This is a genomic window from Streptomyces sp. NPDC093586 (assembly GCF_044764905.1).
Taxonomy (GTDB): Bacteria; Actinomycetota; Actinomycetes; order Streptomycetales; family Streptomycetaceae; genus Streptomyces.
In genome coordinates this window covers 1-24,507 of record NZ_JBIWJA010000064.1, presented here as the reverse complement: position 1 = coordinate 24,507, position 24,507 = coordinate 1, and the positions used below count along the sequence as shown (strand labels likewise).

Annotated in this window: 22 protein-coding genes; 9 read left to right on the top strand and 13 right to left on the bottom strand. The window is 72.4% G+C overall.

The window, feature by feature from the left end; genetic code table 11:
• Positions 1 to 99: 99 nt before the first annotated feature.
• From ACIRFH_RS35270 to coxB, 4 genes are all read right to left on the bottom strand, one after another.
• Positions 100 to 1,371: an Ig-like domain-containing protein gene (locus ACIRFH_RS35270; RefSeq protein WP_403530253.1), complete on the bottom strand. Its 1,272-nt coding sequence runs from the start codon at positions 1,369 to 1,371 to the stop codon at positions 100 to 102.
• Positions 1,372 to 1,498: 127 nt separating this feature from the next.
• Positions 1,499 to 1,897, bottom strand: a complete 399-nt coding sequence (locus ACIRFH_RS35265) for a cytochrome c oxidase subunit 4 (RefSeq protein ID WP_403530250.1) — start codon at positions 1,895 to 1,897, stop codon at positions 1,499 to 1,501.
• The gene (ctaD, locus tag ACIRFH_RS35260; RefSeq protein ID WP_403530248.1) at positions 1,894 to 3,627 is read right to left on the bottom strand and encodes a cytochrome c oxidase subunit I; all 1,734 of its coding nucleotides are present in this window, start codon (positions 3,625 to 3,627) and stop codon (positions 1,894 to 1,896) included. Before ctaD ends, ACIRFH_RS35265 begins: the two co-directional genes overlap by 4 nt.
• On the bottom strand, positions 3,624 to 4,583 hold the full coding sequence (coxB, locus tag ACIRFH_RS35255; RefSeq protein ID WP_403530245.1) for a cytochrome c oxidase subunit II: 960 nt from the start codon (positions 4,581 to 4,583) through the stop codon (positions 3,624 to 3,626). Before coxB ends, ctaD begins: the two co-directional genes overlap by 4 nt.
• A 324-nt stretch (positions 4,584 to 4,907) precedes the next feature.
• Here coxB and ACIRFH_RS35250 point away from each other — a divergent pair, with 324 nt between their 5' ends.
• Complete coding sequence (locus ACIRFH_RS35250) at positions 4,908 to 6,290, top strand: cysteine desulfurase/sulfurtransferase TusA family protein (RefSeq protein ID WP_403530243.1); 1,383 nt, start codon at positions 4,908 to 4,910, stop codon at positions 6,288 to 6,290.
• A gap of 180 nt (positions 6,291 to 6,470) precedes the next feature.
• Here ACIRFH_RS35250 and ACIRFH_RS35245 read toward each other — a convergent pair whose 3' ends face one another.
• The gene (locus ACIRFH_RS35245; protein WP_403530240.1) at positions 6,471 to 7,445 is read right to left on the bottom strand and encodes a carbohydrate kinase family protein; all 975 of its coding nucleotides are present in this window, start codon (positions 7,443 to 7,445) and stop codon (positions 6,471 to 6,473) included.
• A 133-nt stretch (positions 7,446 to 7,578) separates the two neighbouring features.
• On the opposite strand from ACIRFH_RS35245, the gene ACIRFH_RS35240 reads away from it, so the two are divergent.
• Positions 7,579 to 7,791 carry a hypothetical protein gene (locus tag ACIRFH_RS35240; protein WP_403530237.1) on the top strand — a complete coding sequence of 71 codons (213 nt, stop codon included), beginning with the start codon at positions 7,579 to 7,581 and terminating at the stop codon, positions 7,789 to 7,791.
• A 114-nt stretch (positions 7,792 to 7,905) separates the two neighbouring features.
• Entirely contained in the window at positions 7,906 to 9,426 is a 1,521-nt protein-coding gene (locus ACIRFH_RS35235) for a hypothetical protein (RefSeq protein ID WP_403530234.1), read from the top strand.
• A 102-nt stretch (positions 9,427 to 9,528) separates the two neighbouring features.
• Here the strand turns inward: ACIRFH_RS35235 and ACIRFH_RS35230 are convergent, their stop codons facing one another.
• Positions 9,529 to 9,885 (bottom strand): iron-sulfur cluster assembly accessory protein, encoded by a 357-nt coding sequence (locus tag ACIRFH_RS35230; RefSeq protein ID WP_030405042.1) that lies wholly within the window; start codon positions 9,883 to 9,885, stop codon positions 9,529 to 9,531.
• Positions 9,886 to 10,137: 252 nt separating this feature from the next.
• On the opposite strand from ACIRFH_RS35230, the gene nadA reads away from it, so the two are divergent.
• A complete protein-coding gene (gene nadA, locus ACIRFH_RS35225; protein ID WP_403530231.1) occupies positions 10,138 to 11,322 on the top strand; it encodes a quinolinate synthase NadA in 1,185 nt (394 codons plus the stop codon).
• 73 nt (positions 11,323 to 11,395) lie between these two features.
• Here the strand turns inward: nadA and ACIRFH_RS35220 are convergent, their stop codons facing one another.
• The 5 genes from ACIRFH_RS35220 to ACIRFH_RS35200 all read right to left on the bottom strand — a co-directional run bounded on the left by ACIRFH_RS35220 (position 11,396) and on the right by ACIRFH_RS35200 (position 17,755).
• A complete protein-coding gene (locus ACIRFH_RS35220; protein WP_403530228.1) occupies positions 11,396 to 14,503 on the bottom strand; it encodes an efflux RND transporter permease subunit in 3,108 nt (1,035 codons plus the stop codon).
• Between the two features lie 152 nt (positions 14,504 to 14,655).
• Complete coding sequence (locus ACIRFH_RS35215) at positions 14,656 to 15,342, bottom strand: response regulator (protein ID WP_403530225.1); 687 nt, start codon at positions 15,340 to 15,342, stop codon at positions 14,656 to 14,658.
• A complete protein-coding gene (locus ACIRFH_RS35210) occupies positions 15,339 to 16,559 on the bottom strand; it encodes a sensor histidine kinase (RefSeq protein ID WP_403530222.1) in 1,221 nt (406 codons plus the stop codon). The genes ACIRFH_RS35215 and ACIRFH_RS35210 overlap by 4 nt, the downstream gene beginning before the upstream one ends.
• 105 nt (positions 16,560 to 16,664) lie before the next feature.
• A complete protein-coding gene (locus tag ACIRFH_RS35205; RefSeq protein ID WP_403530220.1) occupies positions 16,665 to 16,949 on the bottom strand; it encodes a hypothetical protein in 285 nt (94 codons plus the stop codon).
• Positions 16,950 to 16,969: 20 nt separating this feature from the next.
• The gene (locus ACIRFH_RS35200) at positions 16,970 to 17,755 is read right to left on the bottom strand and encodes a PspA/IM30 family protein (protein ID WP_403530217.1); all 786 of its coding nucleotides are present in this window, start codon (positions 17,753 to 17,755) and stop codon (positions 16,970 to 16,972) included.
• Positions 17,756 to 18,028: 273 nt separating this feature from the next.
• Here ACIRFH_RS35200 and ACIRFH_RS35195 point away from each other — a divergent pair, with 273 nt between their 5' ends.
• From ACIRFH_RS35195 to ACIRFH_RS35185, 3 genes are all read left to right on the top strand, one after another.
• Positions 18,029 to 18,667: a DUF3043 domain-containing protein gene (locus ACIRFH_RS35195; RefSeq protein ID WP_403530255.1), complete on the top strand. Its 639-nt coding sequence runs from the start codon at positions 18,029 to 18,031 to the stop codon at positions 18,665 to 18,667.
• An 83-nt stretch (positions 18,668 to 18,750) separates the two neighbouring features.
• Positions 18,751 to 19,452 (top strand): class I SAM-dependent methyltransferase, encoded by a 702-nt coding sequence (locus tag ACIRFH_RS35190; RefSeq protein ID WP_403530214.1) that lies wholly within the window; start codon positions 18,751 to 18,753, stop codon positions 19,450 to 19,452.
• 76 nt (positions 19,453 to 19,528) lie between these two features.
• Positions 19,529 to 20,626: a S1C family serine protease gene (locus ACIRFH_RS35185; RefSeq protein WP_403530211.1), complete on the top strand. Its 1,098-nt coding sequence runs from the start codon at positions 19,529 to 19,531 to the stop codon at positions 20,624 to 20,626.
• Positions 20,627 to 20,674: 48 nt separating this feature from the next.
• On the opposite strand, the gene ACIRFH_RS35180 is transcribed toward ACIRFH_RS35185, so the two are convergent.
• Positions 20,675 to 20,887 (bottom strand): hypothetical protein, encoded by a 213-nt coding sequence (locus ACIRFH_RS35180; RefSeq protein ID WP_403530207.1) that lies wholly within the window; start codon positions 20,885 to 20,887, stop codon positions 20,675 to 20,677.
• Between the two features lie 180 nt (positions 20,888 to 21,067).
• Here ACIRFH_RS35180 and ACIRFH_RS35175 point away from each other — a divergent pair, with 180 nt between their 5' ends.
• Positions 21,068 to 22,267, top strand: a complete 1,200-nt coding sequence (locus tag ACIRFH_RS35175; protein ID WP_403530205.1) for a bifunctional adenosylcobinamide kinase/adenosylcobinamide-phosphate guanylyltransferase — start codon at positions 21,068 to 21,070, stop codon at positions 22,265 to 22,267.
• On the opposite strand, the gene ACIRFH_RS35170 is transcribed toward ACIRFH_RS35175, so the two are convergent.
• Positions 22,256 to 23,002: a class I SAM-dependent methyltransferase gene (locus ACIRFH_RS35170; RefSeq protein WP_403530202.1), complete on the bottom strand. Its 747-nt coding sequence runs from the start codon at positions 23,000 to 23,002 to the stop codon at positions 22,256 to 22,258. The genes ACIRFH_RS35175 and ACIRFH_RS35170 overlap by 12 nt on opposite strands.
• 150 nt (positions 23,003 to 23,152) lie before the next feature.
• Between ACIRFH_RS35170 and cobT the strand changes: the two genes are divergently transcribed.
• Positions 23,153 to 24,223: a nicotinate-nucleotide--dimethylbenzimidazole phosphoribosyltransferase gene (gene cobT / locus ACIRFH_RS35165; RefSeq protein WP_403530199.1), complete on the top strand. Its 1,071-nt coding sequence runs from the start codon at positions 23,153 to 23,155 to the stop codon at positions 24,221 to 24,223.
• The last annotated feature ends 284 nt before the right edge of the window (positions 24,224 to 24,507 follow it).

Genomic DNA, 24,507 nt, shown 5'->3' with positions numbered 1-24,507 from the left:
CCCGGGCGCGCCCTTCCGGGGCGGGGGGGGGGGGGGGCCCCCCGGGGGGGGGGGGGGGGCCCCCCCCCCCCCCCCCCCCCCGCCCCCCTTCGCGGGTGCTCACACGACCGTCGGCCGCAGCCGTGCCGCCTCCTGCGAGTCCGCGGCGTCGGTGCCACCCGTAAGGGCGCTGCCCTGACGCCACTTGGCCCAGTCCAGGTTCCAGTCGCCGAAGCCGTTGTTGAAGGGCTCCATGGTCTTGCCGCCGGAGTTGATCACCTGGACGATGTCGCCCTCCTGGATCTCGCGGAAGAACCACTTGGCGTTCCCGGTGCTCATGCCGACGCAGCCGTGGCTGACGTTGGCGGAGCCCTGGGAGCCGACGGACCAGGGGGCGGCGTGCACGTACTCGCCGCTCCAGGTGACCCGCGTGGCGAAGTGCACCGGGAGGTCGTACGACTCCGACGAGCCCGCGGCGATGCCGACGGTGGTGCTGCGCATGCGTACGAAGGGCTCCTTGCCCAGCACGACCTTGACGCCGTTGCGGGTCTCGAAGCCGGGTTTGCCCGTGGTGACGGGGATCTTCCGGACCTCCTCGCCGTCCCGGTAGAGCGTCAGGGTGTGCGCGGCGGCGTCGGTGACGGCGACGACGCGGTCGTCCGTGGTGATCTTCAGTGACGTGGACCTGCCGCCCCACAGCCGGTCGCCGATCTTGATGCCGTCGAGGTTGCTGCGGACCTGGACGGTGGCGTGGGCGGGCCAGTACTCCTGGGGCCGGTAGTGGAGCTTCTTGTCGTCCACCCAGTACCAGGCGCCCTGCACCGCGGGCGTCGACCGCACCTGCAGGGCGCGCTCCACCACGGCTCGTTGGGCCTTGTCCGAGACCGGCAGGCTCAGTTCCGCCGTGATGGGCTGGCCGACGCCGTACGCGCCCGCCACGGGCCCGAAGCTGACGTCCAGGGTCTTCTTGGCGCCGGGCTTGCCCGTCTCGAAGGTGAGGACCTTGCGGCCGGGTGCGCCGTCGCCGTCCTCGGTGCTGACGCGCACCGTGTAACGGGCGCTCGCGGCCAGCGGCGAGGTGCTGTGCCAGCGGGCCCCGTCGGCGGAGAGTTCGCCCGCCACGTAGCGGCCCGCGGCGTCCACGGCCGTCACGTCGGTGATGCGCCCGTCGACGCCCTCGGCCACGACCTCCAAGGGCTTGTCCGGGTCGGCCTTCTTCCCGGCGTCCGTGGGTCCGTTGAAGGAGATCTGGTCGGCCGCGTCGTAGGGCGTGGCCGACAGCGGATTGTCGTCGCCCATGCAGGCGGTGACGCTCGCGCCGAGAGCGATCACCAGCAGGGTGCAGCCGACGACCGTACGCCCCCGCGCCTGGAAGTGAACCGTGTTGCTCATGACCTCACGCTAGGGAGCGGCGTCAAGGGCAGCACGGTGGGTAGCCCGGACGGGTGACGCGGGTCCGGCACGCCAAGGGCCCGGACACTCCATCAGGAGTGTCCGGGCCCTTGGCGCTGGACGCGTGTCACTGGGTGCGGTTCTCACCGCGGTAGTACTCGAAGACCCAGCCCCACAGGCTGAACAGGATGACCGGCAGCGAGAAGTACATGACCCACCAGCCGACGGCCACGCCCAGGAAGGCGAGGGCTCCGCCGATGCTGAGGAACAGCGGCTGCCAGCTGTGCGGGCTGAAGAACCCGACCTCGCCGGCGTCGTCGGCGACGTCCGCTTCCTTGTTGTCCTGTGCCCCGGCGTCCACCCGCTTGGCCGTGAAGGCCAGGTAGAAGCCGATCATGAGGCACAGGCCGAAGGCCAGGAAGAGGGCCGTGGCGCCGGCCGGCTCCTTCGACCACACGCCGTACGTGACCGCCACGGCGAGGATGAAGAGGCTCAGCCAGAGGAAAATCTTGCCCTGGATCTTCACTTGCCGGCCTCCTTGCCGCCAGCGAGGGTCTTTTCACCGTGACCGACGTTCTCGAGCTGGTCGAGCGCGGAGATCTCCGGGTGGTGCAGGTCGAACGCCGGGGATTCGCTGCGGATGCGCGGCAGGGTGAGGAAGTTGTGCCGCGGCGGCGGGCAGGAGGTCGCCCACTCGAGCGAGCGGCCGTAGCCCCACGGGTCGTCCACGCCGACCGGCTTGCCGTACTTGGCCGTCTTCCAGACGTTGTAGAAGAACGGCAGGATCGACAGGCCGAGCAGGAACGAGCTGATCGTCGAGACCGTGTTCAGGGCGGTGAAGCCGTCCGCGTTCAGGTAGTCGGCGTACCGGCGCGGCATGCCCTCGGCACCCAGCCAGTGCTGGACCAGGAACGTGCCGTGGAAGCCGACGAACAGCGTCCAGAAGGTGATCTTGCCCAGGCGCTCGTCGAGCAGCTTGCCGGTGAACTTCGGCCACCAGAAGTGGAAGCCGGCGAACATCGCGAACACCACGGTGCCGAACACGACGTAGTGGAAGTGCGCCACCACGAAGTACGAGTCGGAGACGTGGAAGTCCATCGGCGGCGAGGCCAGGATGACACCGGTCAGACCACCGAAGAGGAAGGTGATCAGGAAGCCGGTGGACCAGAGCATCGGCGTCTCGAAGGACAGCGAGCCCTTCCACATGGTGCCGAGCCAGTTGAAGAACTTCACACCGGTCGGGACCGCGATCAGGAAGGTCATGAACGAGAAGAACGGCAACAGCACGCCACCGGTGACGTACATGTGGTGGGCCCACACCGTCACGGACAGACCCGCGATCGAGATCGTGGCCGCGACCAGACCCCAGTAGCCGAAGATCGGCTTGCGGGAGAAGACCGGGATGACCTCACTGATGATGCCGAAGAACGGCAGCGCGATGATGTACACCTCTGGGTGTCCGAAGAACCAGAAGAGGTGTTGCCACAGCAACGATCCGCCGTTGACCGGGTCGAAGATGTGCGCACCGAACTTGCGGTCCGCCTCCAGCGCGAACAGGGCCGCGGCCAGCACCGGGAAGGCCAGCAGGACCAGCACACCGGTCAGCAGGACGTTCCAGGTGAAGATCGGCATGCGGAACATGGTCATGCCGGGGGCACGCATGCAGATGATCGTGGTGATGAAGTTGACCGAGCCGAGGATGGTGCCGAAGCCGGAGAAGGCCAGACCCATGATCCACAGGTCACCGCCGATACCCGGCGAGTGCACCGCGTCGGACAGCGGCGAGTAGGCGAACCAGCCGAAGTCGGCCGCGCCCTGCGGGGTCAGGAACCCGCCCACCGCGATCGTCGAGCCGAACAGGTACAGCCAGTAGGCGAACATGTTCAGCCGGGGGAACGCCACGTCCGGCGCACCGATCTGCAGCGGCATGATCCAGTTCGCGAAGCCCGCGAACAGCGGCGTCGCGAACATCAGCAGCATGATCGTGCCGTGCATCGTGAACGCCTGGTTGAACTGCTCGTTCGACATGATCTGCAGGCCCGGGCGGGCCAGCTCGGCGCGCATGATGAGCGCCATCACGCCGCCGATGCAGAAGAACGCGAACGACGTGACCAGGTACAGCGTACCGATCGTCTTGTGGTCCGTGGTGGTCAGCCACTTGATGACCACTTCACCACGCCTCTGGCGCCTGACCGGCAGCTCGTCCTCGTAGTGGGACCCTGCCGCGGCACCCTGGGGTTCGTTGAGGATGCTCACAGGTTGTTCGTCTCCCGGTTCTTCTCGTGGCTCGTCTGCGCGATGCCGGCGGGAACGTAACCGGTCTGCCCCTTCTTCGCGAGGTCCTGAAGGTGCTGCTCGTAGCGCTCCGGGGAGACGACCTTCACGTTGAACAGCATCCGGGAGTGGTCCACGCCGCACAGTTCGGCGCACTTGCCCAGGAAGGTGCCCTCCTTGTTGGGGGTCACCTCGAAGGCGTTGGTGTGACCCGGGATGACGTCCTGCTTCATCAGGAACGGCACCACCCAGAAGGAGTGGATGACGTCGCGCGAGGTCAGCACGAAGCGGACCGTCTTGCCCTTGGGAAGCCAGAGGGTCGGGCCCGGGTTGTTGGTCTGCGGGTTCCGGGTGCCGGGGGTACCGCAGTCGTAGACGCCGCCGGCGTTCGCCGGGAAGTCGTCCTTGAACCGGTCCGGGATCGGGGCCAAGGCCTCGGCGGTCTTGGCGTCCCCGGTGGAACCGGCGACGTCCTCGATGTGGTTGAAGCACCAGCTCCACTGGAAGCCGACCACGTTCACCGTGACGTCGGGCTTCTTCTTGAGGCTCAGGAGCTCGGACTCGTCACGGGCGGTGAAGTAGAACAGCACCGAGACGATGATGAGCGGAACCATGGTGTACAGCGCCTCGATGGGCATGTTGTACCTGGTCTGCGGAGGAACTTCGACCTTGGTGCGGCTGCGCCGGTAGAAGAATGCACACCACAGGATCAGGCCCCACACCAGCACGCCGACGGCGAGCGCGGCAGCCCAGGAACCCTGCCACAGGGAGAGGATCCGCGGAGCCTCTTCCGTGGTCGGGGTGGGCATGCCAAGGCGGGGGAAGTCCTTGTATGTGCAACCGGTGGCGGTCGCCAGGACCAGGCCCGCGGTCAGTGCCTGCAGCAGCTTCCGCCGCATCGGGCGCCGCGGCGAGCGGTCGGAGCCGTTGGGACTCACGTAGCGCCTTCCCGAGAGTCTCGCCCGCGCTGTTCGGCTGCGGCCTTCTCGCTGGTCGGTCGCCGCCCTGCGTCGGGCAGGGGTTTGATGTTTATGCGGACCAAACCCTAGCCGACGCCCTCCGGGGGGTCGCGGGGAGGGTGGCATACGCGCCGCCGGTCACTCCGAAGGGTGGGGTGGGGCGCCCACGGGGGCAGCGGCCGGGGCTCGTCCGGCGGCTGACGGTGTGTCGCGGCGTGCCGCGCCCGTGCGGCGGAACCGCGCATCGCCGCAGACCCGTGCCCCTCGGCGGCGTCGTCCCGCCGGACGTCATAGCGTTGCCGTGTGGCCTACTTCGACGCTGCTTCCGCTGCTCCTCTCCATCCCGTCGCCCGGCAGGCGCTGTTGGCCTCCCTGGACGAAGGGTGGGCCGATCCCGCGCGGCTGTACCGGGAAGGGCGCCGGGCGCGCCTGCTGCTCGACGCGGCCCGGGAGGCGGCGGCCGATGCGGTGGGGTGCCGGGCGGACGAGCTGGTGTTCACCCCTTCGGGGACACGTGCGGTGCATTCGGGGGTGGCCGGAGCACTGGCGGGGCGGCGGCGCGTCGGACACCACCTGATCGTGTCGGCGGTCGAACACTCCTCCGTACTGCATGCGGCCGAGACGCACGAGAAGAACGGCGGGACCGTCACCCGGGTCCCCGTGGACCGGACGGGGGCGGTGGATCCGTCGGCGTACGCGGCGGCCCTGGGCGGCGGCACCGCGCTGGCCTGTCTCCAGTCGGCCAACCACGAGGTGGGCACCGAACAGCCGGTGGCCCAGGTGGCGGAGGCGTGCCGGGCGGCGGGGGTGCCGCTGCTGGTGGACGCGGCCCAGTCGCTCGGCTGGGGGAAGGTGGCGGGCGACTGGTCGCTGCTCGCGGCGAGCGCCCACAAGTGGGGCGGGCCCTCGGGTGTGGGGCTGCTCGTGGTGCGCAAGGGGGTCCGGTTCGCGCCGCAGGAGCCGGGGGACGAGCGGGAGTCGGGCCGGGCGCCCGGTTTCGAGAACCTCCCGGCGATCGTGGCCGCGGCGGCGTCCCTGCGGGCGGTGCGGGCCGAGGCGGCCGAGGAGGCGGCCCGGCTGCGGGAACTGACGGAGCGGATCCGGGCGCGGGTGCCGGCGCTGGTGCCGGACGTGGAGGTGGCCGGCGATCCGGTGCGCCGGCTGCCCGGGGTCGTCACCTTCTCGTGTCTCTACGCCGACGGGGAGACCCTGCTGCACGAGCTGGACCGCGCGGGCTTCTCGGTCTCGTCCGGCTCGTCCTGCACGAGCAGCACCCTGACGCCGAGCCACGTCCTGAAGGCGATGGGCGTGCTCAGCGAGGGCAACGTCCGGGTGTCGCTGCCGCCGGGGACGCCCGCCGAGGACGTCGAGCGGTTCCTGGAGGTGCTGCCGGGCACGGTGGCCGCGGTGCGCGAGAAGCTGGGGGCGCCGACGGGGACGGAGCCCGTCCGGGAGACGGGGGCCGACCTCGTCGTGGACGCGATCGGCCGGCGTTGCCCCGTTCCGGTGATCGAACTGGCCAAGGTCATCGGTGACGTCCCCGTCGGCGGCACGGTCCGCGTCCTCTCCGACGACGAGGCGGCCCGCCTGGACATCCCGGCGTGGTGCGAGATGCGGGGGCAGGAGTACGCGGGCGAGGAACCGGCGGACGGAGCAACGGCGTACCTGGTCCGCCGGGTGAGCTGACGCGGCCGAGGGGTGCGGGGCCGTGCCGCCGTGCGACTGCCGCCGCGGGCGCGCACTCAGCCCCACGCACCCGCACCCGCACCCGCACCCGCACCCGCACCCGCACCCGCACCCGCACCCGCACCATGCTCCTCGCTCCTCGCTCCTCGCGGGGCGGAAGCGTGGTCGCCGGCCCCGGACTCAGCCCAGGTGCGCCTGGACCTCGGCGGCCGCCTCGTCCCCGTACGCCTTCGTGAACCGCTCCATGAAGTGACCGCGGCGCAGCTGGTACTCCTGCGTGCCGACCGTCTCGATGACGAGGGTCGCCAGCATGCAGCCGACCTGCGCCGCACGCTCCAGGGACACCCCCCAGGCCAGTCCCGACAGGAACCCCGCGCGGAAGGCGTCGCCGACGCCCGTCGGGTCGGCCTTGCGCTCCTCGTCCGGGACGCCGACCTCGATGGTCTCCCCGCCGGCCCGCTCGATCCGCACGCCCCGCGCGCCGAGGGTGGTGACCCGGTGGCCGACGCGGGCGAGGATCTCCTCGTCCGTCCAGCCGGTCTTGGTCTCGATGAGCCCCTTCTCGTACTCGTTGGAGAAGAGGTAGGTCGCCCCCTCCAGCAGTATCCGGATCTCGTCGCCGTTCATCCGGGCGATCTGCTGGGAGAAGTCGGCGGCGAACGGGATGTTCCGCGCGCGGCACTCCTCGGTGTGCCGGAGCATCGCCTCCGGGTCGTCGGCGCCGATGGAGACCAGGTCGAGCCCGCCCACGCGGTCGGCGACGGTCTTCAGCTCGATCAGGCGGGCCTCGCTCATCGCGCCCGTGTAGAAGGAGCCGATCTGGTTGTGGTCGGCGTCGGTCGTGCAGACGAAGCGGGCGGTGTGCAGCGTCTCGGAGATGCGCACCGAGTCGGTGTCGACGCCGTGCCGCTCCAGCCAGGCGCGGTACTCGTCGAAGTCCGAGCCGGCCGCGCCGACCAGGATCGGCCGGGTGCCGAGCTGGCCCATGCCGAAGGCGATGTTCGCCGCGACGCCGCCCCGGCGCACGTCGAGCTTGTCGACCAGGAAGGAGAGCGAGACCGTGTGCAGCTGGTCCGCGACGAGCTGGTCGGAGAAGCGGCCGGGGAAGGTCATGAGGTGGTCGGTGGCGATGGAGCCGGTGACTGCGATGCGCACGGCGTGGACTCTCTCCTGAGGGGAGGCGGGATTGACAGTTCACGCTACCCGGCGGTGGCCCGACTCCGAAGCAGGCAAAACTACCCGATAGTAGAACTTCCTACGCCGCCCGGAACGTGCCTACGGTTCCCTTATGACGAACCCGAAGACCGTCGCACCCGCCCCGGCCGACCTGGAGGGCGATCTGGCGTCGCTGCGCGGCGACTGCGCCCGGATGGCTCCGCGCTGGTCGCCGCCCGTACGGCTCCCGGCCCGCCCCGTCCCCCTGTCGCTGATCCACGGCGTGCGGGTGCCGCGCACGTCGGCCCGGCTGCTGGAGGCGATGTCGGACTACGGCGACCAGTAGGACCCGTCCGGCGCTCCTGCGGCCGTCCGGGCGACCCGCGCCGGCCGGCGGGAACCGGATCCTCCCCCACCGCGTCCCATCGCTGTCCCCAGCAACAGCCGAAGGAGCGATGCGGTGAACACCGAGCGACCCGACAACGACGACGCCCCCGCCGCCGGCGAGGCGGGCACCGGGCGTCCCGCGCGGCGGCGTCCCCGGGCGGTCGTCGTCACGTCCGTCGCCGCCGTGATGCTCGTGGGGGCCGGCGGGGCGTACCTGGCCGCGTCCGCCTCCGGGGGCGGCTCGGGCGGCGGTACGTCGTCCGGGGCGCCGGGCGACGCCACTCCCCCGCCGCTCGCCCTCGACGGGTACGGAGCGCCGTCCCCGGACGGTGGCGGCACCCACGGCATCGCGCCCGGCGAACCCGACCCGTACGGCGTCACCTACCGCGCCGACGGCCCGCTCCCCGAGGGGCCCGGCTCGGCGCCCGTGTACCGGGTGAAGGGCGAGGTCGGCCGGGCGGAGGTGGCCCGCCTCGCGAAGGCCCTCGGCGTCGACGGGGCACCGCGGCTCCAGGGCGGGGCGTGGAAGGCCGGCACCACCGGGGACGGGGCGGGCCCGCTGCTCACGGTGGACCGGCAGGCGCCGGGGGCCTGGACGTTCCGGCGCCACACCCCCGGCACCGACAACTGCAAGAAGGGCGCCGTGTGCAAGGCGCCGTCCGCCGACGGGACACCGGTGAGCGAGGCGGCCGCGAAGAAGGCGGCGGCGCCGGTGCTCGAGGCGCTCGGTCAGGACGCCGCCGAACTGGACGCGAGCCAGGTCATGGGCGCCCGGCGGGCGGTGAACGCCGAACCCGAGGTCGGCGGGCTGCCGACGTACGGCTGGACGACCGGCGTGGTCGTCGACGCGTGGGGCGAGGTGGTCGGCGGCAGCGGCCAGATGGCGGCGCCGATCAAGGGGGACACGTATCCGGTCCTGGACGCGAAGGAGACGCTGGCGCTGCTGAACTCGCCGGGCGGCGGCTCCCGGGCCGGGACCGGCGGCTGCGCGGGGCCGGTACCGCTGGAGGAGGGCACGGAGCAGGGGCCGTGCGAGCCGTCGACGGGTGCGCCCGGGAAGCCGGGGAAGCCGCAGCCGTCCGACCGGGAGACGATCACGGTCCGGGACGCGGTGTTCGGGCTGGCCGTGCACCCGGAGCGGGGGCGGCCGGCGCTGGTGCCGTCCTGGCTGTTCGAGGTGCGGGCGCCGGGTACCGAGGACACCTTCACGGTGACGTATCCGGCGGTCGACCCGGCGTACCTGACCTCCGCCGCCCCGTCCCCGTCCGACCGGCCGGCCTCGCCGCCGGCCTCGCCGCGCGACGTGCGGGTGAGCGGCTACACGGCCGAGGGCACCGAGCTGACCGTGCACTTCACCGGCGGGGTGTGCTCCGACTACGACGCGACGGCGAAGGAGCACGCGGGGCACGTGACGGTCACGGTGACCGAGACCCCGCATCCGGACCGGATCTGCATCCTGATCGCCAAGGAGTACGAGCGGACGGTGACGCTCGGCGAGCCGCTGGGCGACCGGAGGGTCGTGGGGACGGACGGCAGGGGAATCCCGGTGTTCAGGCCGGGCGCGCGGCTTCCGGCGCCGTCCGGTGACCGCTGACGCCCGCCGGAACGGACGGCGGGAAAGCGGGAGGAGCGGGAAAAGGGCGGCGGCCCGGGGAGGAACCCCCGGGCCGCCGCCCTTCGCACGATGTCGCGCGGCTCAGCTGAAGGAGTCGCCGCAGGCGCAGGAACCCGTCGCGTTCGGGTTGTCGATCGTGAAGCCCTGCTTCTCGATCGTGTCCACGAAGTCGATGGTGGCGCCGCCCAGGTACGGGGCGCTCATGCGGTCGGTGGTGACCTTGACCCCGCCGAAGTCCTTCACGACGTCGCCGTCGAGCGAACGCTCGTCGAAGAAGAGCTGGTAGCGCAGGCCGGAGCAGCCGCCGGGCTGGACGGCGACGCGCAGCGCCAGGTCGTCACGGCCTTCCTGGTCGAGCAGGGCCTTGACCTTGGCCGCGGCGGCGTCGGTCAGGATGATGCCGTCGGTGACGGTGGTGGTCTCGTCCGATACGGACATCTACATCTCTCCCGGGTTGTACGGAGACTGCTTGCCGACGGTTCCAACCGACGGGGCCGCGGATTCATTCCGGGACGGACCCGTGGTGTGCTCCTCGGCCTTCTCACTCATGCTCGCACATGCCCCGGAGCGCGGACAGCGCCCCGGGAACCGGGATTCACGTCACATCGACACGATGGACATCGTCAAAGTGACGTGAAGCGGTTATGATATATAGCGTCAGTTCGACGAAAACTAGAAAGGGTGCGTGTCGTGACCACCGCCCAACCCCAGGAGCTCGACGTGCAGCCGACGCCCCTCGCCCTGCTGCTGCTCGGCCGCGAGGCCGATCCGAGGAGCGAGCGCGGCGTGGAGTGCCCCGGCGACCTGCCCTCGCCCTCCGACCCGGACCTGGTCGCGCGCGCCCGTGCGGCCAAGGAGAAGCTCGGGGACAAGGTCTTCGTCCTCGGTCACCACTACCAGCGCGACGAGGTCATCCAGTTCGCGGACGTCACGGGCGACTCCTTCAAGCTGGCCCGGGACGCGGCCGCGCGCCCGGAGGCCGAGTACATCGTCTTCTGCGGCGTGCACTTCATGGCCGAGTCGGCGGACATCCTGACCTCCGACGACCAGAAGGTGGTCCTGCCCGACCTGGCGGCCGGCTGCTCCATGGCGGACATGGCCACCGCCGAGCAGGTGGCCGAGTGCTGGGACGTGCTGACCGAGGCCGGGATCGCCGAGCAGGTCGTGCCCGTGTCGTACATGAACTCCTCCGCGGACATCAAGGCGTTCACCGGCAAGCACGGCGGCACCATCTGCACGTCCTCCAACGCCGAGCGGGCCCTGGACTGGGCCTTCGAGCAGGGCGAGAAGGTGCTGTTCCTGCCCGACCAGCACCTGGGCCGCAACACCGCGGTGCGGGACATGGGCATGTCCCTGGAGGACTGCGTCCTCTACAACCCGCACAAGCCGAACGGCGGCCTGACCGCCGAGGAGCTGCGCGCCGCGAAGATGATCCTGTGGCGCGGGCACTGCTCGGTGCACGGCCGCTTCAGCCTCGACTCGGTGAAAGACGTGCGCGAGCGCATCCCCGGCGTGAACGTCCTGGTGCACCCCGAGTGCCGGCACGAGGTCGTCGCCGCGGCGGACCACGTCGGCTCGACCGAGTACATCATCAAGACCCTGGAGGCGGCCCCGGCCGGTTCCAAGTGGGCCATCGGCACCGAGCTGAACCTGGTCCGCCGGCTGGCGAACCGTTTCGCTCCCGAGGGCAAGGAGATCGTCTTCCTCGACAAGACGGTCTGCTTCTGCTCGACGATGAACCGCATCGACCTGCCGCACCTGGTCTGGGCACTGGAGTCCCTCGCCGAGGGCACCCTCGTCAACCGGATCGAGGTCGACAAGGAGACCGAGGCGTTCGCGAAGCTGGCGCTGGAGCGGATGCTGGCGCTGCCGTAGCCTCCGGCGGTCGTACGGGCAAGGGGGCCGCACCCCATGGGGTGCGGCCCCCTTCGTCATGCGGTCGGGCCGGTCAGATCTGCGCCGGCTCCGGTTCCTCGGAGACCTCCGGCTTCGGCTCCCGCTTGGCCGCCCGCTTCTTCGCGCGCCGCTCCTTGCGCAGCTCCAGCATCGCGTAGAGCGTCGGGACCAGCAGCAGGGTCAGCAGGGTCGAGGTGATCAGGCCGCCGATCACGACCACCGCCAGCGGCTGGGCGATGAAGCCGCCCTGGCCGGTGACGCCCAGCGCCATCGGCAGCAGGGCGAAGATGGTCGCCAGGGCCGTCATCAGGATGGGCCGCAGACGGTGCCGGCCGCCCTCGATCACCGCTTCGACGACGCCGTGGCCCTGCTTGCGGTACTGGTTGATGAGGTCGATCAGCACGATCGCGTTGGTGACCACGATGCCGATCAGCATCAGCATGCCGATCATCGCCGGGACGCCCATCGGGGTGCCCGTGGCGATCAGCAGGCCGATCGCGCCGGTCGCCGCGAACGGGATCGACACCAGCAGGATCAGCGGCTGGGCCAGCGACCGGAAGGTGCCGACCAGCAGCATGAACACGATCGCGATGGCCGCGAGCATGGCCAGGCCCAGGTTGGCGAACGCGTCGTCCTGGTCGGCGGTGACGCCGCCGATCTCGGCCGTGGCGCCGGCCGGCAGGTCCAGTCCCTTGATCTTCGACTGGAGCGCCGTGCCCACCGCGCCGGTGTTGTCACCGGTCGGCCTGGCGGTGATGGTCGCCGCGCGCTGACCGTCGATGCGGGTCATCGACACCGGGCCGTCCACGAGCTGCACGATGGCGATGTCGCCGAGCTTGGCGGCGCCGAGGTTCAGGGCCTTCAGCTGGGCCATCGTCTCGGCGGGCTGGGCCGACCTGATGACGACGTCGCGTTCGGTGTCGTCGAGGACCGCCTTGGCTGCCGGGGTGCCGCGCACCGCCTGGGCGACGGCCGCGCCGAGCGTCTGGTCGGTGAACCCGGCCTCGGCGGCCTTCGCGTTGGCCTTGACCGAGATGCGCGGCACGCTCTGGGCCAGGTCGCTGGTGACGTCGGTGACGTCGTCGAGCCCGGCGACCGTCTTGCGGACCTGCTCCGCGGCCTGGCGGAGCACCTGCGCGTCGGCCGCCTTCACGACCACGCTCAGGTCCTGGCTGCCGAAGCCGTCGCCGGCGGAGACCGTGGTGGTGCCGATGCCGTCGAGCTTCGCGAGCCCGTCCTCGATGTGGTCCTGGACGTCCTCGGCGTTCGCCGAGTCCTCCAGCATCAGCTGGTACGAGGCCTGGTTGGTGTCCGTGCCGCCGCCGAAGGCGGCCATGAAGCCGGACGAGCCGACGGTGACCTGGAAGTCCTTGACGCCCTCGGTGTCGCCGAGCAGCTTCTCGACCTTCTCCGCCTGGGCGTCGGTCGCCGCGAGGCTGGTGCCCGGCTTCAGCTCCTGCTTGATGCTGAGGACCTTCTGCTCGCCCTGGTCGAAGAAGTTCGTCTTCAGCAGCGGCGCCATGCCGAACGTGCCGACCAGCACGACGACCGCGATGGCCACGCTGGTCAGGCGGCGGCGGGTGGCGAAGCGCAGGACCGGGACGTAGAGACGCTGCAGGCGGCTCTTCGCCTCCTTCTCCTCGGCCAGGCGCCGCGCCTCCTCGGCGTCCTGCGGGGTGCCCTTCGGGGCGCGCAGGAACCAGTACGACAGCACCGGCACGACCGTCAGCGACACCAGCAGGGAGGCCAGCAGCGCCGCGGTGACGGTCAGGCTGAAGGAGCCGAACAGCTCGCCGACCATGCCGCCGACCAGACCGATCGGCAGGAACACGGCGACCGTGGTGAGGGTGGAGGAGGTGACCGCTCCGGCGACCTCGCGGACGGCCCTGAGGATGGCCTCCTGGCGCTCCTCGCCGTAGCCGAGGTGCCGCTTGATGTTCTCCAGGACCACGATCGAGTCGTCGACCACGCGGCCGATGGCGATGGTGAGCGCGCCCAGCGTCAGCATGTTCAGCGACAGGTCGCGCGTCCACAGCACGATCAGCGCCAGCACCACCGACAGCGGGATGGAGACCGCGGTGACCAGGGTGGAGCGGATCGACGCCAGGAAGACCAGGATGACGAGGACGGCGAAGAGCAGACCGAGCCCGCCCTCCGTGGTCAGACCCGAGATGGCCTTCGACACCGCCGGGCCCTGGTCGCTGACGACGGTGAGGGTCGCGCCGGAGCCGAGCTGTTCGCGCAGGCCGGGCAGCTTGTCCTCGACGGCGTTCGAGATGGCGACCGCGCTGCCGTCGTGGTCCATCGTCACGGCGACGGCGAGGGACGGCTTGCCGTTGGTGCGGGTGAGGGAGTCGGCCTTGGCCTCCTCCTCCTCGACGGTGGCGACGTCACCGAGGCGCACCGGCTTCTTCACGCCCTCGCCGGTGACCATCAGGTTCCGGATCTGATCCAGCGAGGTGAAGCCGCCGCCGACCTGGACGGTGCGGTTGGCGCCCCCCTCGTCGAACGAGCCGGCCGGGACGGTCGCGCCGCCCGCCTGGAGGGACTGGGTGAGGGCCATCGGGCTCACGCCGGCCTTCGCGAGCTTCGCCTGGTCGGGGGTGACGGTGACCTGGAGGTCCCGCACGCCGTCGACCACGACCTGGGCGACCCCGTCGATGCCCTTCAGCTCCGTCACGACCGTCTTGTCGAGCTGGTCGGCCAGCGCCTGCTGGTCCTTGTCCGAGGTGACGGCGAGGACGACGGTGGGGATGTCGTCCGTCGAGCCGGAGATGACCTGCGGGTCCACACCGTCCGGGAGCTGGGCGCGGGCCCGGTTGACGGCCTGCTGCACGTCCGCGACCAGTTGCTGGGTGCCGTTGCCGTAGTCGAAGGACGCCATGATCACGGCGTTGCCCTCGCTGGCCGTGGAGGTGATGCCCGAGACGCCGTCGACCGCTTCGAGGCTGTCCTCGATCGGTTCGACGACCTGCTTCTCGACCACGTCGGGCGAAGCACCCTGGTACGGCGCCAGCACGGACACCATGGGCAGTTCGATGGTGGGCAGCAGCTGTTGTTTGAGCTGGGGGATCGCGATCGCCCCGAAGACGAGCGCGACGATCGACATGAGCCCTATCAGGGCCCGTTGCGCGAGGCTGAATCTCGACAGCCAGGACATGGATCAGGGTCTCTCTTCTGTGGCCGAGCGGAGGAAGGGCACAGGTGGGCGCCCACTCAACACCCTGGGGCATGGACGCCCCCGGTTCCCTAGGCCCCAGGTCCATTTCCTTATCCGGCGCATACTCCCACCGCAGTACGACCGGATGGAGATCACTCCACCCTTGGACGTACCAGCCCGGATTCGTACGCGATGACCACCAGTTGGGCCCGGTCGCGGGCGCCCAGCTTGGCCATCGCCCGGTTGACGTGCGTCTTGACCGTGAGCGGGCTGACCTCCAGCCGCTCGGCGATCTCGTCGTTGGAGTGCCCGCCGGCCACCTGCACCAGCACCTCGCGCTCCCGCACGGTCAGTAAGTCCAGCTTCCGGGCGCGGGCGGGGTCGCGGGCCGCGTCGTCCGCGGTGTCCTCCTGGGCGAGGAAGCGGGCGATGAGGCCCTTGGTGGCGGTCGGCGACAGCAGTGCCTCGCCGCCGGCCGCGACGCGGATCGCGCTGAGCAGCTCCTCCGGTTCCGAGCCCTTGCCGAGGAAGCCGGAGGCGCCGGCGCGCAGCGACTGCACCACGTAGTCGTCGACCTCGAAGGTGGTCAGTATGACCACGCGGACCTGGGCGAGGGCGGGGTCGGCGCTGATCGCCCGGGTGGCGGCGAGGCCGTCCGTGCCGGGCATCCGGATGTCCATCAGCACCACGTCGGGCCGGTGCTCGGCGGCCAGCCGTGCGGCCTCGGCGCCGTCGGACGCCTCCCCCACCACCTCCATGTCGGGCTCGGAGTCGACGAGCACCCGGAAGGCGCTGCGCAGCAGTGCCTGGTCGTCGGCGAGCAGGACACGGATCGTCATACGGCATCCTTCGCGGCGTCGTCACGGTTCTGGACGGGAAGGATCGCATGGACCCGGAAACCGCCCCCGTAGCGGGGACCGGTGGTGAGGGTGCCGCGCACGGCGGTGACGCGCTCGCGCATGCCGAGCAGCCCGTGTCCGCCGCCGTCGGCGGGGGCCCGCGCCTCGCCGGCGCCGTCGTCGAGGACGGTGACCTCGATGCCGGTCCCCACCCGGACGATGCTGACCTCGGCCTTCGCCCGCGGCCCGGCGTGCTTCTGCACGTTGGTCAGGGCCTCCTGGATGATCCGGTAGGCGGCCAGGTCGACGGCGGTGGGCAGGGTGGTGTCCTGGTCGGCGCGGGCCACCTCGACGTGCAGGCCGGCGTGGTGGAAGGTGGCGACGAGTTCGTCCAGCCGGTCCAGGCCGGGGGCCGGCTCGGTCGGGGCCGCGGGGTCGCCGGACTGGCGGAGCAGGCCGACGGTGGCGCGCAGTTCGTCGAGCGCGGACCGGCTGGCCTCCCGTACGTGGGCGAGGGCCTCCTTGGCCTGGTCGGGCCGCTTGTCCATGACGTGTGCGGCGACCCCGGCCTGGACGTTGACGAGGGCGATGTGGTGGGCGACGACGTCGTGCAGGTCGCGGGCGATGCGCAGCCGCTCCTCGGCGACGCGGCGCCTGGCCTCCTCCTCGCGGGTCCGCTCGGCTTTCTCGGCGCGTTCCCGGATGGCCCGCACGAAGGCGCGACGGCTGCGGACGGCGTCCCCGGCGGTGGCGCCGATGCCGGTCCAGGCGAAGACGGCGAGGTTGTCCTGCGCGTACCAGGGCAGGGGGCCGGCCAGCATGGCGGTGCCCGTCAGCACGGCCATGGTGAGCAGGCCGACCCGCCAGGTGGTGGAGCGGTCGGTGGTGGCGGCGACGGTGTAGAGGGCGACGACGGCGGACATGACGACGGGGGCGCGGGGGTCACCGGTGACGCACTCGACGACCGAGAGGCAGCCGGTGAACGCGAGGACCGCCAGCGGGGCGCGGCGGCGCGGGACGAGCGCGGCGGCGCCGAGCACCATGAGCAGGAGGCTGAGCGGATCGGGGGTGCGTACGCCCCAGGTGACGCCGTCGGGGCCGTGCGGGTCGGCGAAGGATCCGGCCACCATGCACACGAGGACGGCCGCCGCGAGGGCCGCGTCCAGGACCGAGGGGTGCGCGCCCAGGCGGCAGCGGGCGCGGGCGAGGGTGCTCACGCGGGTTCACGGTAGCGGGGCGGACGCCGGTGCGTGCGGCACCCGGCGTCCCGGCGGGCGAGCCGGGGGCCGCGCCCCCGGACGGGCTGAGAGCGGCGTGCGTTCTCAGGAACCGTCCGGGATCAGACCGTCGTCGCCCAGGAGTTCCCGGACCTCCTCCAAGGTGGCGTCCGGGGAGGGGAGGATCAGGTCCGACGGCTCCAGGGAGTCGTCCGGCAGCGGCTCGCCCAGTTCACGGACCCTGGCCAGCAGGGCCTGGAGGGTCGCGCGGAAACCGGGGCCGTCGCCGTTCTCCATCTCGGCGAGGAGCTCGTCGTCCAGCTTGTCCAGCTCGGCGAGGCGGCCGTCGGCCAGCGTCACCTGTCCCTCCCCCATGATCCTCACGATCATGTCGCCCTCCTAGGCGTGGCCTACTGCTTGTCGAAGCGCGGGGTGTCCTGCGGCTGCCGCTGGGGCTGCGACTGGCCCTGGCCGCCCTCGATGGCCTGCCGGTCGGACGAGCTCCCTCCGGCCAGCTCGGCCTTCATGCGCTGCAGCTCCAGCTCTACATCCGTACCACCGGAGAGCCGGTCCAGCTCGGCCTGGATGTCGTCCTTGTGCATGCCGGACTGGTCGTCCAGGGCGCCGGAGGCGAGCAGCTCGTCGATGGCACCGGCCCGCGCCTGCAGCTGGGCGGTCTTGTCCTCGGCCCGCTGGATCGCCAGGCCCACGTCGCCCATCTCCTCGGAGATGCCGGAGAACGCCTCCCCGATGCGGGTCTGCGCCTGGGCCGCCGTGTAGGTGGCCTTGATGGTCTCCTTCTTCGTGCGGAAGGCGTCCACCTTGGCCTGGAGGCGCTGGGCCGCGAGGGTGAGCTTCTCCTCCTCGCCCTGGAGGGTGGCGTGCTGCGTCTCCAGGTCGGTCACCTGCTGCTGGAGCGCGGCGCGGCGGGACAGCGCCTCGCGGGCCAGGTCCTCGCGGCCCAGCGCGAGCGCCTTGCGGCCCTGGTCCTCCAGCTTGGACGACTGGGACTGGAGCTGGTTGAGCTGGAGCTCCAGGCGCTTGCGGCTGGTCGCCACGTCGGCGACGCCGCGGCGCACCTTCTGCAGCAGCTCAAGCTGTTTCTGGTACGAGTAATCGAGGGTCTCGCGCGGGTCCTCGGCCCGGTCAAGGGCCTTGTTGGCCTTCGCGCGGAAGATCATCCCCATACGCTTCATGACACCGCTCATGGGCTTCGCGCGCCCCCTTCTGACCGACTCCAGCTCCAGCGACTGCAACAGAACCCACAGTACGGGCCCTGCATCCATTACCGCACTGTTCGGGGACGGATGCGCTCATCCCCAAGGACGACCTGCGTACGCTCCCGGTCCGGCGTAGGGAGTAGGTGCTCCCCGGGGAGACGTCCCGGAGCCCGGGACCCGGGCCGTACGCAACGTCCCCTCTGTCCCCATTTACCGACGACCGGCGTTGCCGGATCGTTCCCCACCGGGCTGGGGTCCACACTCCCCCACCCCGTACCCTTGGGTTTTGTGTTCCGTAGCCGTGCCAAGGAAGAGAAGGCCCCGAGCGCCGTCAAGGCGCCGGTGACCGTCTCCAAGCAGCCCCGCGACCCGCAGGCCCCGAAGGGCAGGCCCACGCCCAAGCGCAGTGAGGCCCAGTCCCAGCGCCGCAGCGTCGCCAACACGCAGATGACGCGCAAGGAGGCCGCCAAGCGTCAGCGCGAGGAGCGCCGCTCCGCGCTGGAGCGGCAGCGCCAGGCGCTGGCGAGCGGCGACGAGCGGTACCTGCCGGCCCGTGACAAGGGCCCGGTCCGCAAGTTCGCGCGCGACTTCATCGACTCCCGGTTCAACATCGCCGAGTACTTCCTGCCCATGGCCGTGGTCATCCTCGTGCTGAGCATGGTGCGGGTGGCGTCGCTGCAGAACATCGCGCTGCTGCTGTGGCTGGTCGTGATCGTGCTGATCGTGCTCGACTCGCTCGTCACCGGCTTCCGGCTGAAGAAGCGCCTCGCCGAGCGCTTCCCCGACGACCGACGGCGCGGCGCGGTCGCCTACGCCCTGATGCGCTCGCTGCAGATGCGCCGGCTCCGGCTGCCCAAGCCGCAGGTCAAGCGCGGGGAGCGGCCCTGAGCACCACGCCGTTCACCCAGGGCGCGGCCGATGCCTGGCTGGACAGGCTGGGCGGTCTGCGGGACGTCGTACGGCAGGAGCTGGTGGCCCGACAGCTCGACGAGCAGATAGTCGGCCGTTTCCCGGTCGGCAGGCGGCTGCGCGTGCTCGACGTCGGGATGGGCCAGGGCACCCAGGCGCTGCGGCTGGCACGGGCCGGGCACCAGGTGACCGGTCTGGAGCGGGACGCCACGATGATCGCCGCGGCGCGCGAGGCCCTGGCGGGCCAGCCGGAGGGCATCCGGGAGCGGATGCGGATCATCGAGGGCGACGGCCGGGACACCGGCGTGCACTTCCTGCCGGGCAGCTTCGACGTGGTGCTGTGCCACGGCGTGCTGATGTACGTCGAGGAGCCCGACCCGCTGCTGGCCGGGCTGGCCCGCATGCTCGCCCCCGGCGGTCTGCTGTCGCTGCTCGTTCGCAACGGGGACGCGCTCGCCATGCGTCCGGGCCTGCACGGCGACTGGGCCGGCGCGCTCGCGGCCTTCGACACCACCGCCTACCGGAACCGCCTCGGCCTGGACGTCCGCGCGGACCGGCTGGCGACGCTGACGGCCAGGCTCGCGGGCATCGGCGCCCCGCTGCACACCTGGTACGGCGTCCGGGTCTTCACGGACACGGCGGCCGACGGGGCCGCGGCCCCCGACGACCTCGAGACGCTGCTCGCCGTCGAGGAACGGGCCGGACGGACGGACCCGTACCGCGGGGTCGCGGCGCTGCTGCATCTGTGCGGGGTGCGGGGGTAGGGCCACAGGCCCCCGGCGGCGCCCGTTCGGGTGCTGTGCGGAAGCAGGACGCCCGGGCCGCCGTGAGACTCGGAGCATGGACGTCGCCTCCCGCACCCGTGTGTCCCGGTCCCCTGTCCCCGTCGCCGCGCTGGCGTGCTCCCTGCTGCTCGGCACCGGCTGCTCCGCGGCCGGCCCGGACGCCGGGACGGGGCCCGGTGCCGGCAGCGGGCGGGAGGCCGCCACGGCCCGGGCCGCCGCACCGGCCGCGGCCGACGACCTGCAGGCCGACTACCAGCGGGTGATCAAGGACGTCCTCCCTTCGGTCGTGCAGATCCAGGCGGGGGACGACCTGGGCTCGGGGGTCGTGTACGACGACCAGGGCCACGTCGTCACCAACGCCCACGTCGTCGGGGACCGGACGACCTTCCGGGTCACGACCGCCCACAGCGAGGACCCGCTGTCCGCCCGGCTCGTCTCCTCCTACCCCGAGCAGGACCTCGCGGTCGTCAAGCTGGACAAGGTCCCCGCCGGGGTGAGGGCGGCCGCGTTCGAGGACTCCGCGAAGGTCGAGGTCGGGCAGATCGTGCTGGCGATGGGTTCGCCGCTCGGGCTGTCGTCCAGCGTGACGCAGGGCATCGTGTCGGCCACCGGACGGACCGTCACCGAGGGTCGGAGCGGCGGCGGTACGGGGGCGACCATCGCCGACATGGTGCAGACCTCGGCGGCCATCAACCCCGGCAACAGCGGCGGCGCCCTGGTCAACCTCGACGGCCGGGTCGTCGGCATCCCGACGCTCGCCGCGACCGATCCCGGCATGGGCGACAGCGCGGCACCCGGCATCGGGTTCGCGATCCCGTCGTCGACGGTGAAGACGATCGCCGGACAGATCGTCCGGTACGGCAAGGTCACCGACTCGGGGCGGGCGGCACTCGGCATCACCGCCCGTACGGTCGTCGACGACTCCTACCGTCCCGCCGGCGTGGCGGTCGTCAGCGTCGTCGGGGGCGGTGCCGCGGACCGGGCGGGCCTGCGGGCCGGGGACGTCATCACCGGGCTGGGCGACTCGGACATCACCACGATCACCTCGCTCTCCGAGGCGCTGGCGTCGATGCGGCCGGGCGACCGCGTGAAGGTGACGTACACCCGCGACGGCGACGAGCGCACCGCCGAGGTGACGCTGGGCGAGCAGTGACGCGGGAGGGGGCGGCCCTGTCGTGGCCGCCCCCTCCCCGACGCCCGGTCAGGCCTCCTCGGCGTGCAGGCTCATCGGCCCGTAGATCTCCGTGGAGTCCTCGAACAGCCGCACCTGGTCCGTGCCGCCCTCCTTGAGGTCCTTCCAGTGCTCCCCGATCCAGGACTCGGCGTCCCCTTGCGTGGTGAACTCCTCGGGCTGCACCGCGGGCCGGACCTCCGTCCCGCCGGCCGTCTCGAACCGCCACGTCCATGCCGCCATGTACGCCTCCAAGATGTGAGCACATGCAGAGCGGAAGCCGGATCTTGGTCCTGCTCCCGCTCGCAGCCTATGCGTTGAGCCGGGCGTGTCGTAGAAGGCCGGGGACGACTCCGGGGTCTGCCGCGCCCCTCGGGGGGCCTCGGGCGCGCACGTCGTGGGGTGACCGGCGAAAATCGGGGCGTGGACGTGACTCTGCTCGGCACCGGTGCCCCCGCGGGACTCCCCCGCCCCGACTGTCCCTGCGCGGCGTGTGCCGTGGCGCAGGGCGAGAACGCCCGCGCGGCGACCGCGCTGCTGGTGGACGGGGCGCTGCTCCTCGACCTGACGCCCGGTGCCGCGTTCGCCGCCGCGCGCGCCGGACACTCCCTGGGCGGCGTACGTCAGGTGCTGCTGTCGCACCCGCACGACGGCCCCGCCGTGGAGGTGCCGGCCGGGCTGCCGCAACCGGGGCGGGTGCCGGACGGGCGGGAGCTGGCGCTGCTGACCGGGCACCGGGTGCGGGCGGTGGCGATGGACGCGCCGGGCACCGGGTACGCCGTGACCGGGCCGGACGGTCAGCGGCTGCTGTACCTGCCGCCGGGCGGGGCGCCGGCCGGGCTGGAGGAGCCCGCCGGGTCCTACGACCTGGTCCTCGCGGACGTCGTGGGCCGCCCGGACGCGCTGGCGAGGCTGCGGGCGGTGGGCGCGGCGGGGCCGACGACGGACGTCGTCGCCGTCCACCTCGGCCACGATGTGCCGCCGGGCCGGGAGCTGGCGCGGCGGCTCGCGGCGGCGGGGGCGCGGGCGGTGCCGGACGGGACGACGCTGATGGTGGGCGTGTACGAGGACGTGCCCGACGTGCCGCGGCGCACGCTGGTGCTGGGCGGGGCCCGGTCGGGGAAGTCGGTGGAGGCCGAGCGGCGGCTGGCGTCCTTCCCGGACGTGCTGTACGTGGCCACCGGCGGCTCCCGGGGCGGGGACACCGAGTGGGCGGCCCGGGTCTCGGCGCACCGCGAGCGGCGGCCGGGCTCGTGGCGCACCGTCGAGACCTGCGACCTGGTCCCGCTGCTCGGGGACGACGGGCCGCCGCTGCTGGTCGACTGCCTGTCGCTGTGGCTGACGGACGCGATGGACGACGTCGGGGCGTGGGACGACGCGGAGTGGGCCGACGGCGGGGAGCGGGCCCTGCGCGACCGGGTGCGGGAGCTGACGGAGGCGGTGCGCGCGACCCGGCGCACCGTCGTCGCCGTGTCGAACGAGGTGGGGTCGGGGATCGTGCCGGCCACCGCGTCGGGCCGCCGCTACCGGGACGAACTCGGGCGGCTGAACGCGGCGTTCGCCGACGAGTGCGAGCAGGTGCTGCTGGTGGTGGCGGGGCAGGCACTGGCGCTACGGGGCTGACGGCTCCTTGCGGGCCACGAGACGGGGGGCCCGCTCGCCGGTGAGGACCGTGCAGCCGTGGGCCTCCAGTTCGGCGCGCAGGCCCGCCGGGTGCGGCGCGCCCGGCGGCAGGGCGAACAGGCGGCGCGGGTCGGCGACGTCGAGGAGGAGATGGCCGCCGGGGCGCAGCACGTGGAGGGCGGCGCGCAGTTCGGCGCGCGGGTCGGGGACGCGTTCCAGGTGGTGGAAGAGGCTGACGACGTCGTAGCGGGCGCGGAGCCGGGCGGCGATGTGCCGGTCCGTCAGCCGGCCGACGTACGCCTCCTCGACGCGGCCGTCCGCACGGGCCCGCAGAACGCGGTGCGTGGGGTCCACGCCGTCGAACGAGGTGTACGGGAAGTACTTCTGCGCCGTCCGGGGGAAGCCGGCGTCGCCGGTGCCCACGTCCAGCCAGCCCTCGGGTTCGGGGCAGTGGCGGAGCATCGCGCGGGCGGCCAGGACGTGCCGGAGGCGGACACCGGCCCGGACGGCCGGGTGTTCGGGCCGGGACGCGAGCGGGGGGTTGCGGAAGGTGTGCCGGCAGTCCCGGCACCGGTCGAGGACGGAACGGGCGGGTGCGCCCTGCCGCGGGCCCCGGCGGCCGGGCCGCGAGCGCAGCCGCCGCGAGCCGCACCAGGGACAGTCCGCGCGGTGCGGGCCGTAGCGGGGCACCGGGGGCACGGGAGACGGCACCGAGCGGGCGGAGGGCGCGGACATGGGCGGCTCCCGACAGATGGAGGACGGCATACGACAATCCACCGCAAAACGTTACGTAGAGGATGGTGATCCGAGGGGTAACGGCGCCGGTCCGGCGCGGTGCGGATGTGACCTCCGTGGTGTTCGACCGGGGCCGGTACTGTTCGGCGAATGAGCTCGCTGAATCTCGACGACTTCACCGACCTGATCGAGCGCCCCGACGGAGGGGTGCGCCGCGACGCCGAGGCGCGCCGGGAGCGTCAGGTCGTGCCGCCCGGGGCGCTGGGCCGGCTGGACGACCTGGGTGAGTGGCTGGCCGCGGCGCAGTCCGCCGTACCGGTGCGGCCGGTCGAACGGCCCCGGGTGGTGCTCTTCGCCGGTGACCACAAGGTCGCCGAGCTGGGCGTGTCGGCGCGGCCCGCGGGCGGCGCGGGCGACCTGGTGCGCGAGGTGCTGGAGGGCGGGCGGCCCGTGTCCGTGCTCGCGCGGCGCCTGGACGTGCCCGTGCGGATCGTCGACATGGCGCTGGACTGCGACCCGCAGACGCTGCCGGCGGAGGTCGTGAAGCACCGGGTGCGGCGCGGCGGCGGGCGCATCGACATCGAGGACGCGCTGACCCTCGAGGAGGCGGAGGCCGCCTTCCGGGCCGGGGTGGCGGTGGCCGACGAGGAGGCCGACTCCGGTACGGACCTGGTGGTGCTCGGCGATGTGAGCGTGGGCGGGACGACGGCGGCGGGTGTGCTGGTCGCGGCGCTGTGCGGGACGGACGCGTCGGTCGTCACCGGCCGGGGCGGGCTGGCCATCGACGACCTGGCGTGGATGCGCAAGTGCGCGGCGATCCGGGACGCGCTGCGGCGGGCGCGGCCGGTGCTCGGCGACCAGCTGCAGCTGCTGGCGACGGTGGGCGGCGCCGACCTCACCGCGATGACGGGCTTCCTGCTGCAGAGCGCGGTGCGGAAGGTGCCGGTGATCCTGGACGGCGTGGTGGCCGCGGCGTGCGCGCTGGTGGGCCAGCGGGTGGCGTTCCGGGCGCCGGACTGGTGGCTGGCGGCGCACGACAGCGGGGAGCCGGGACAGGCGAAGGCGCTGGACCGGATGGCGCTGGAGCCGCTGCTGGCCCAGGGCGTGACGGTGGGCGAAGGTGCGGGGGGACTGCTGGCGTTGCCGCTGGTGCAGGCCGCGGCGGCGTTGGCGGCGGAGCTGCCGGAGGTCTCCGACGGGGGCGAGGACGGGGCTCGGTGAGCTGACGTCGTCCAGTCACCCGGCGCCGCCGGTGTGGGCGCGGGGGTGCGTTCGCGCGCCCGGCGCTGCCGGGGTGCCTCCCCCGGAGGGGGCACCCCCAGCGCCCACCCGTGCCGCCCCAGCGGCACGACTGCCCGCAGCTGGGGCAGCATGGCGGCGGCCCGCAGCTACGCGGGACGGCGTAGCGCGGCGGGACGGGGTGACGGCGGTCAGTCGCGTACGGCGGGAAGGGGACGTGTCGGGGGGTGTCCGCCCGCAGCGGTTGGCGCGTCCGCGCCGGTACT

Excerpts from the sequence above, each read along its gene's own strand:
- ACIRFH_RS35270 (WP_403530253.1), bottom strand. The coding sequence starts at position 1,371 with ATGAGCAACACGGTTCACTTCCAGGCGCGGGGGCGTACGGTCGTCGGC.
- ACIRFH_RS35240 (WP_403530237.1), top strand. The coding sequence starts at position 7,579 with ATGACGAACCCGAAGACCGTCGCACCCGCCCCGGCCGACCTGGAGGGC.
- ACIRFH_RS35230 (WP_030405042.1), bottom strand. The coding sequence starts at position 9,885 with ATGTCCGTATCGGACGAGACCACCACCGTCACCGACGGCATCATCCTG.
- ACIRFH_RS35220 (WP_403530228.1), bottom strand. The coding sequence starts at position 14,503 with ATGTCCTGGCTGTCGAGATTCAGCCTCGCGCAACGGGCCCTGATAGGG.
- ACIRFH_RS35215 (WP_403530225.1), bottom strand. The coding sequence starts at position 15,342 with ATGACGATCCGTGTCCTGCTCGCCGACGACCAGGCACTGCTGCGCAGC.
- ACIRFH_RS35205 (WP_403530220.1), bottom strand. The coding sequence starts at position 16,949 with ATGATCGTGAGGATCATGGGGGAGGGACAGGTGACGCTGGCCGACGGC.
- ACIRFH_RS35200 (WP_403530217.1), bottom strand. The coding sequence starts at position 17,755 with ATGAAGCGTATGGGGATGATCTTCCGCGCGAAGGCCAACAAGGCCCTT.
- ACIRFH_RS35185 (WP_403530211.1), top strand. The coding sequence starts at position 19,529 with ATGGACGTCGCCTCCCGCACCCGTGTGTCCCGGTCCCCTGTCCCCGTC.
- ACIRFH_RS35180 (WP_403530207.1), bottom strand. The coding sequence starts at position 20,887 with ATGGCGGCATGGACGTGGCGGTTCGAGACGGCCGGCGGGACGGAGGTC.
- ACIRFH_RS35170 (WP_403530202.1), bottom strand. The coding sequence starts at position 23,002 with ATGTCCGCGCCCTCCGCCCGCTCGGTGCCGTCTCCCGTGCCCCCGGTG.
- cobT (WP_403530199.1), top strand. The coding sequence starts at position 23,153 with ATGAGCTCGCTGAATCTCGACGACTTCACCGACCTGATCGAGCGCCCC.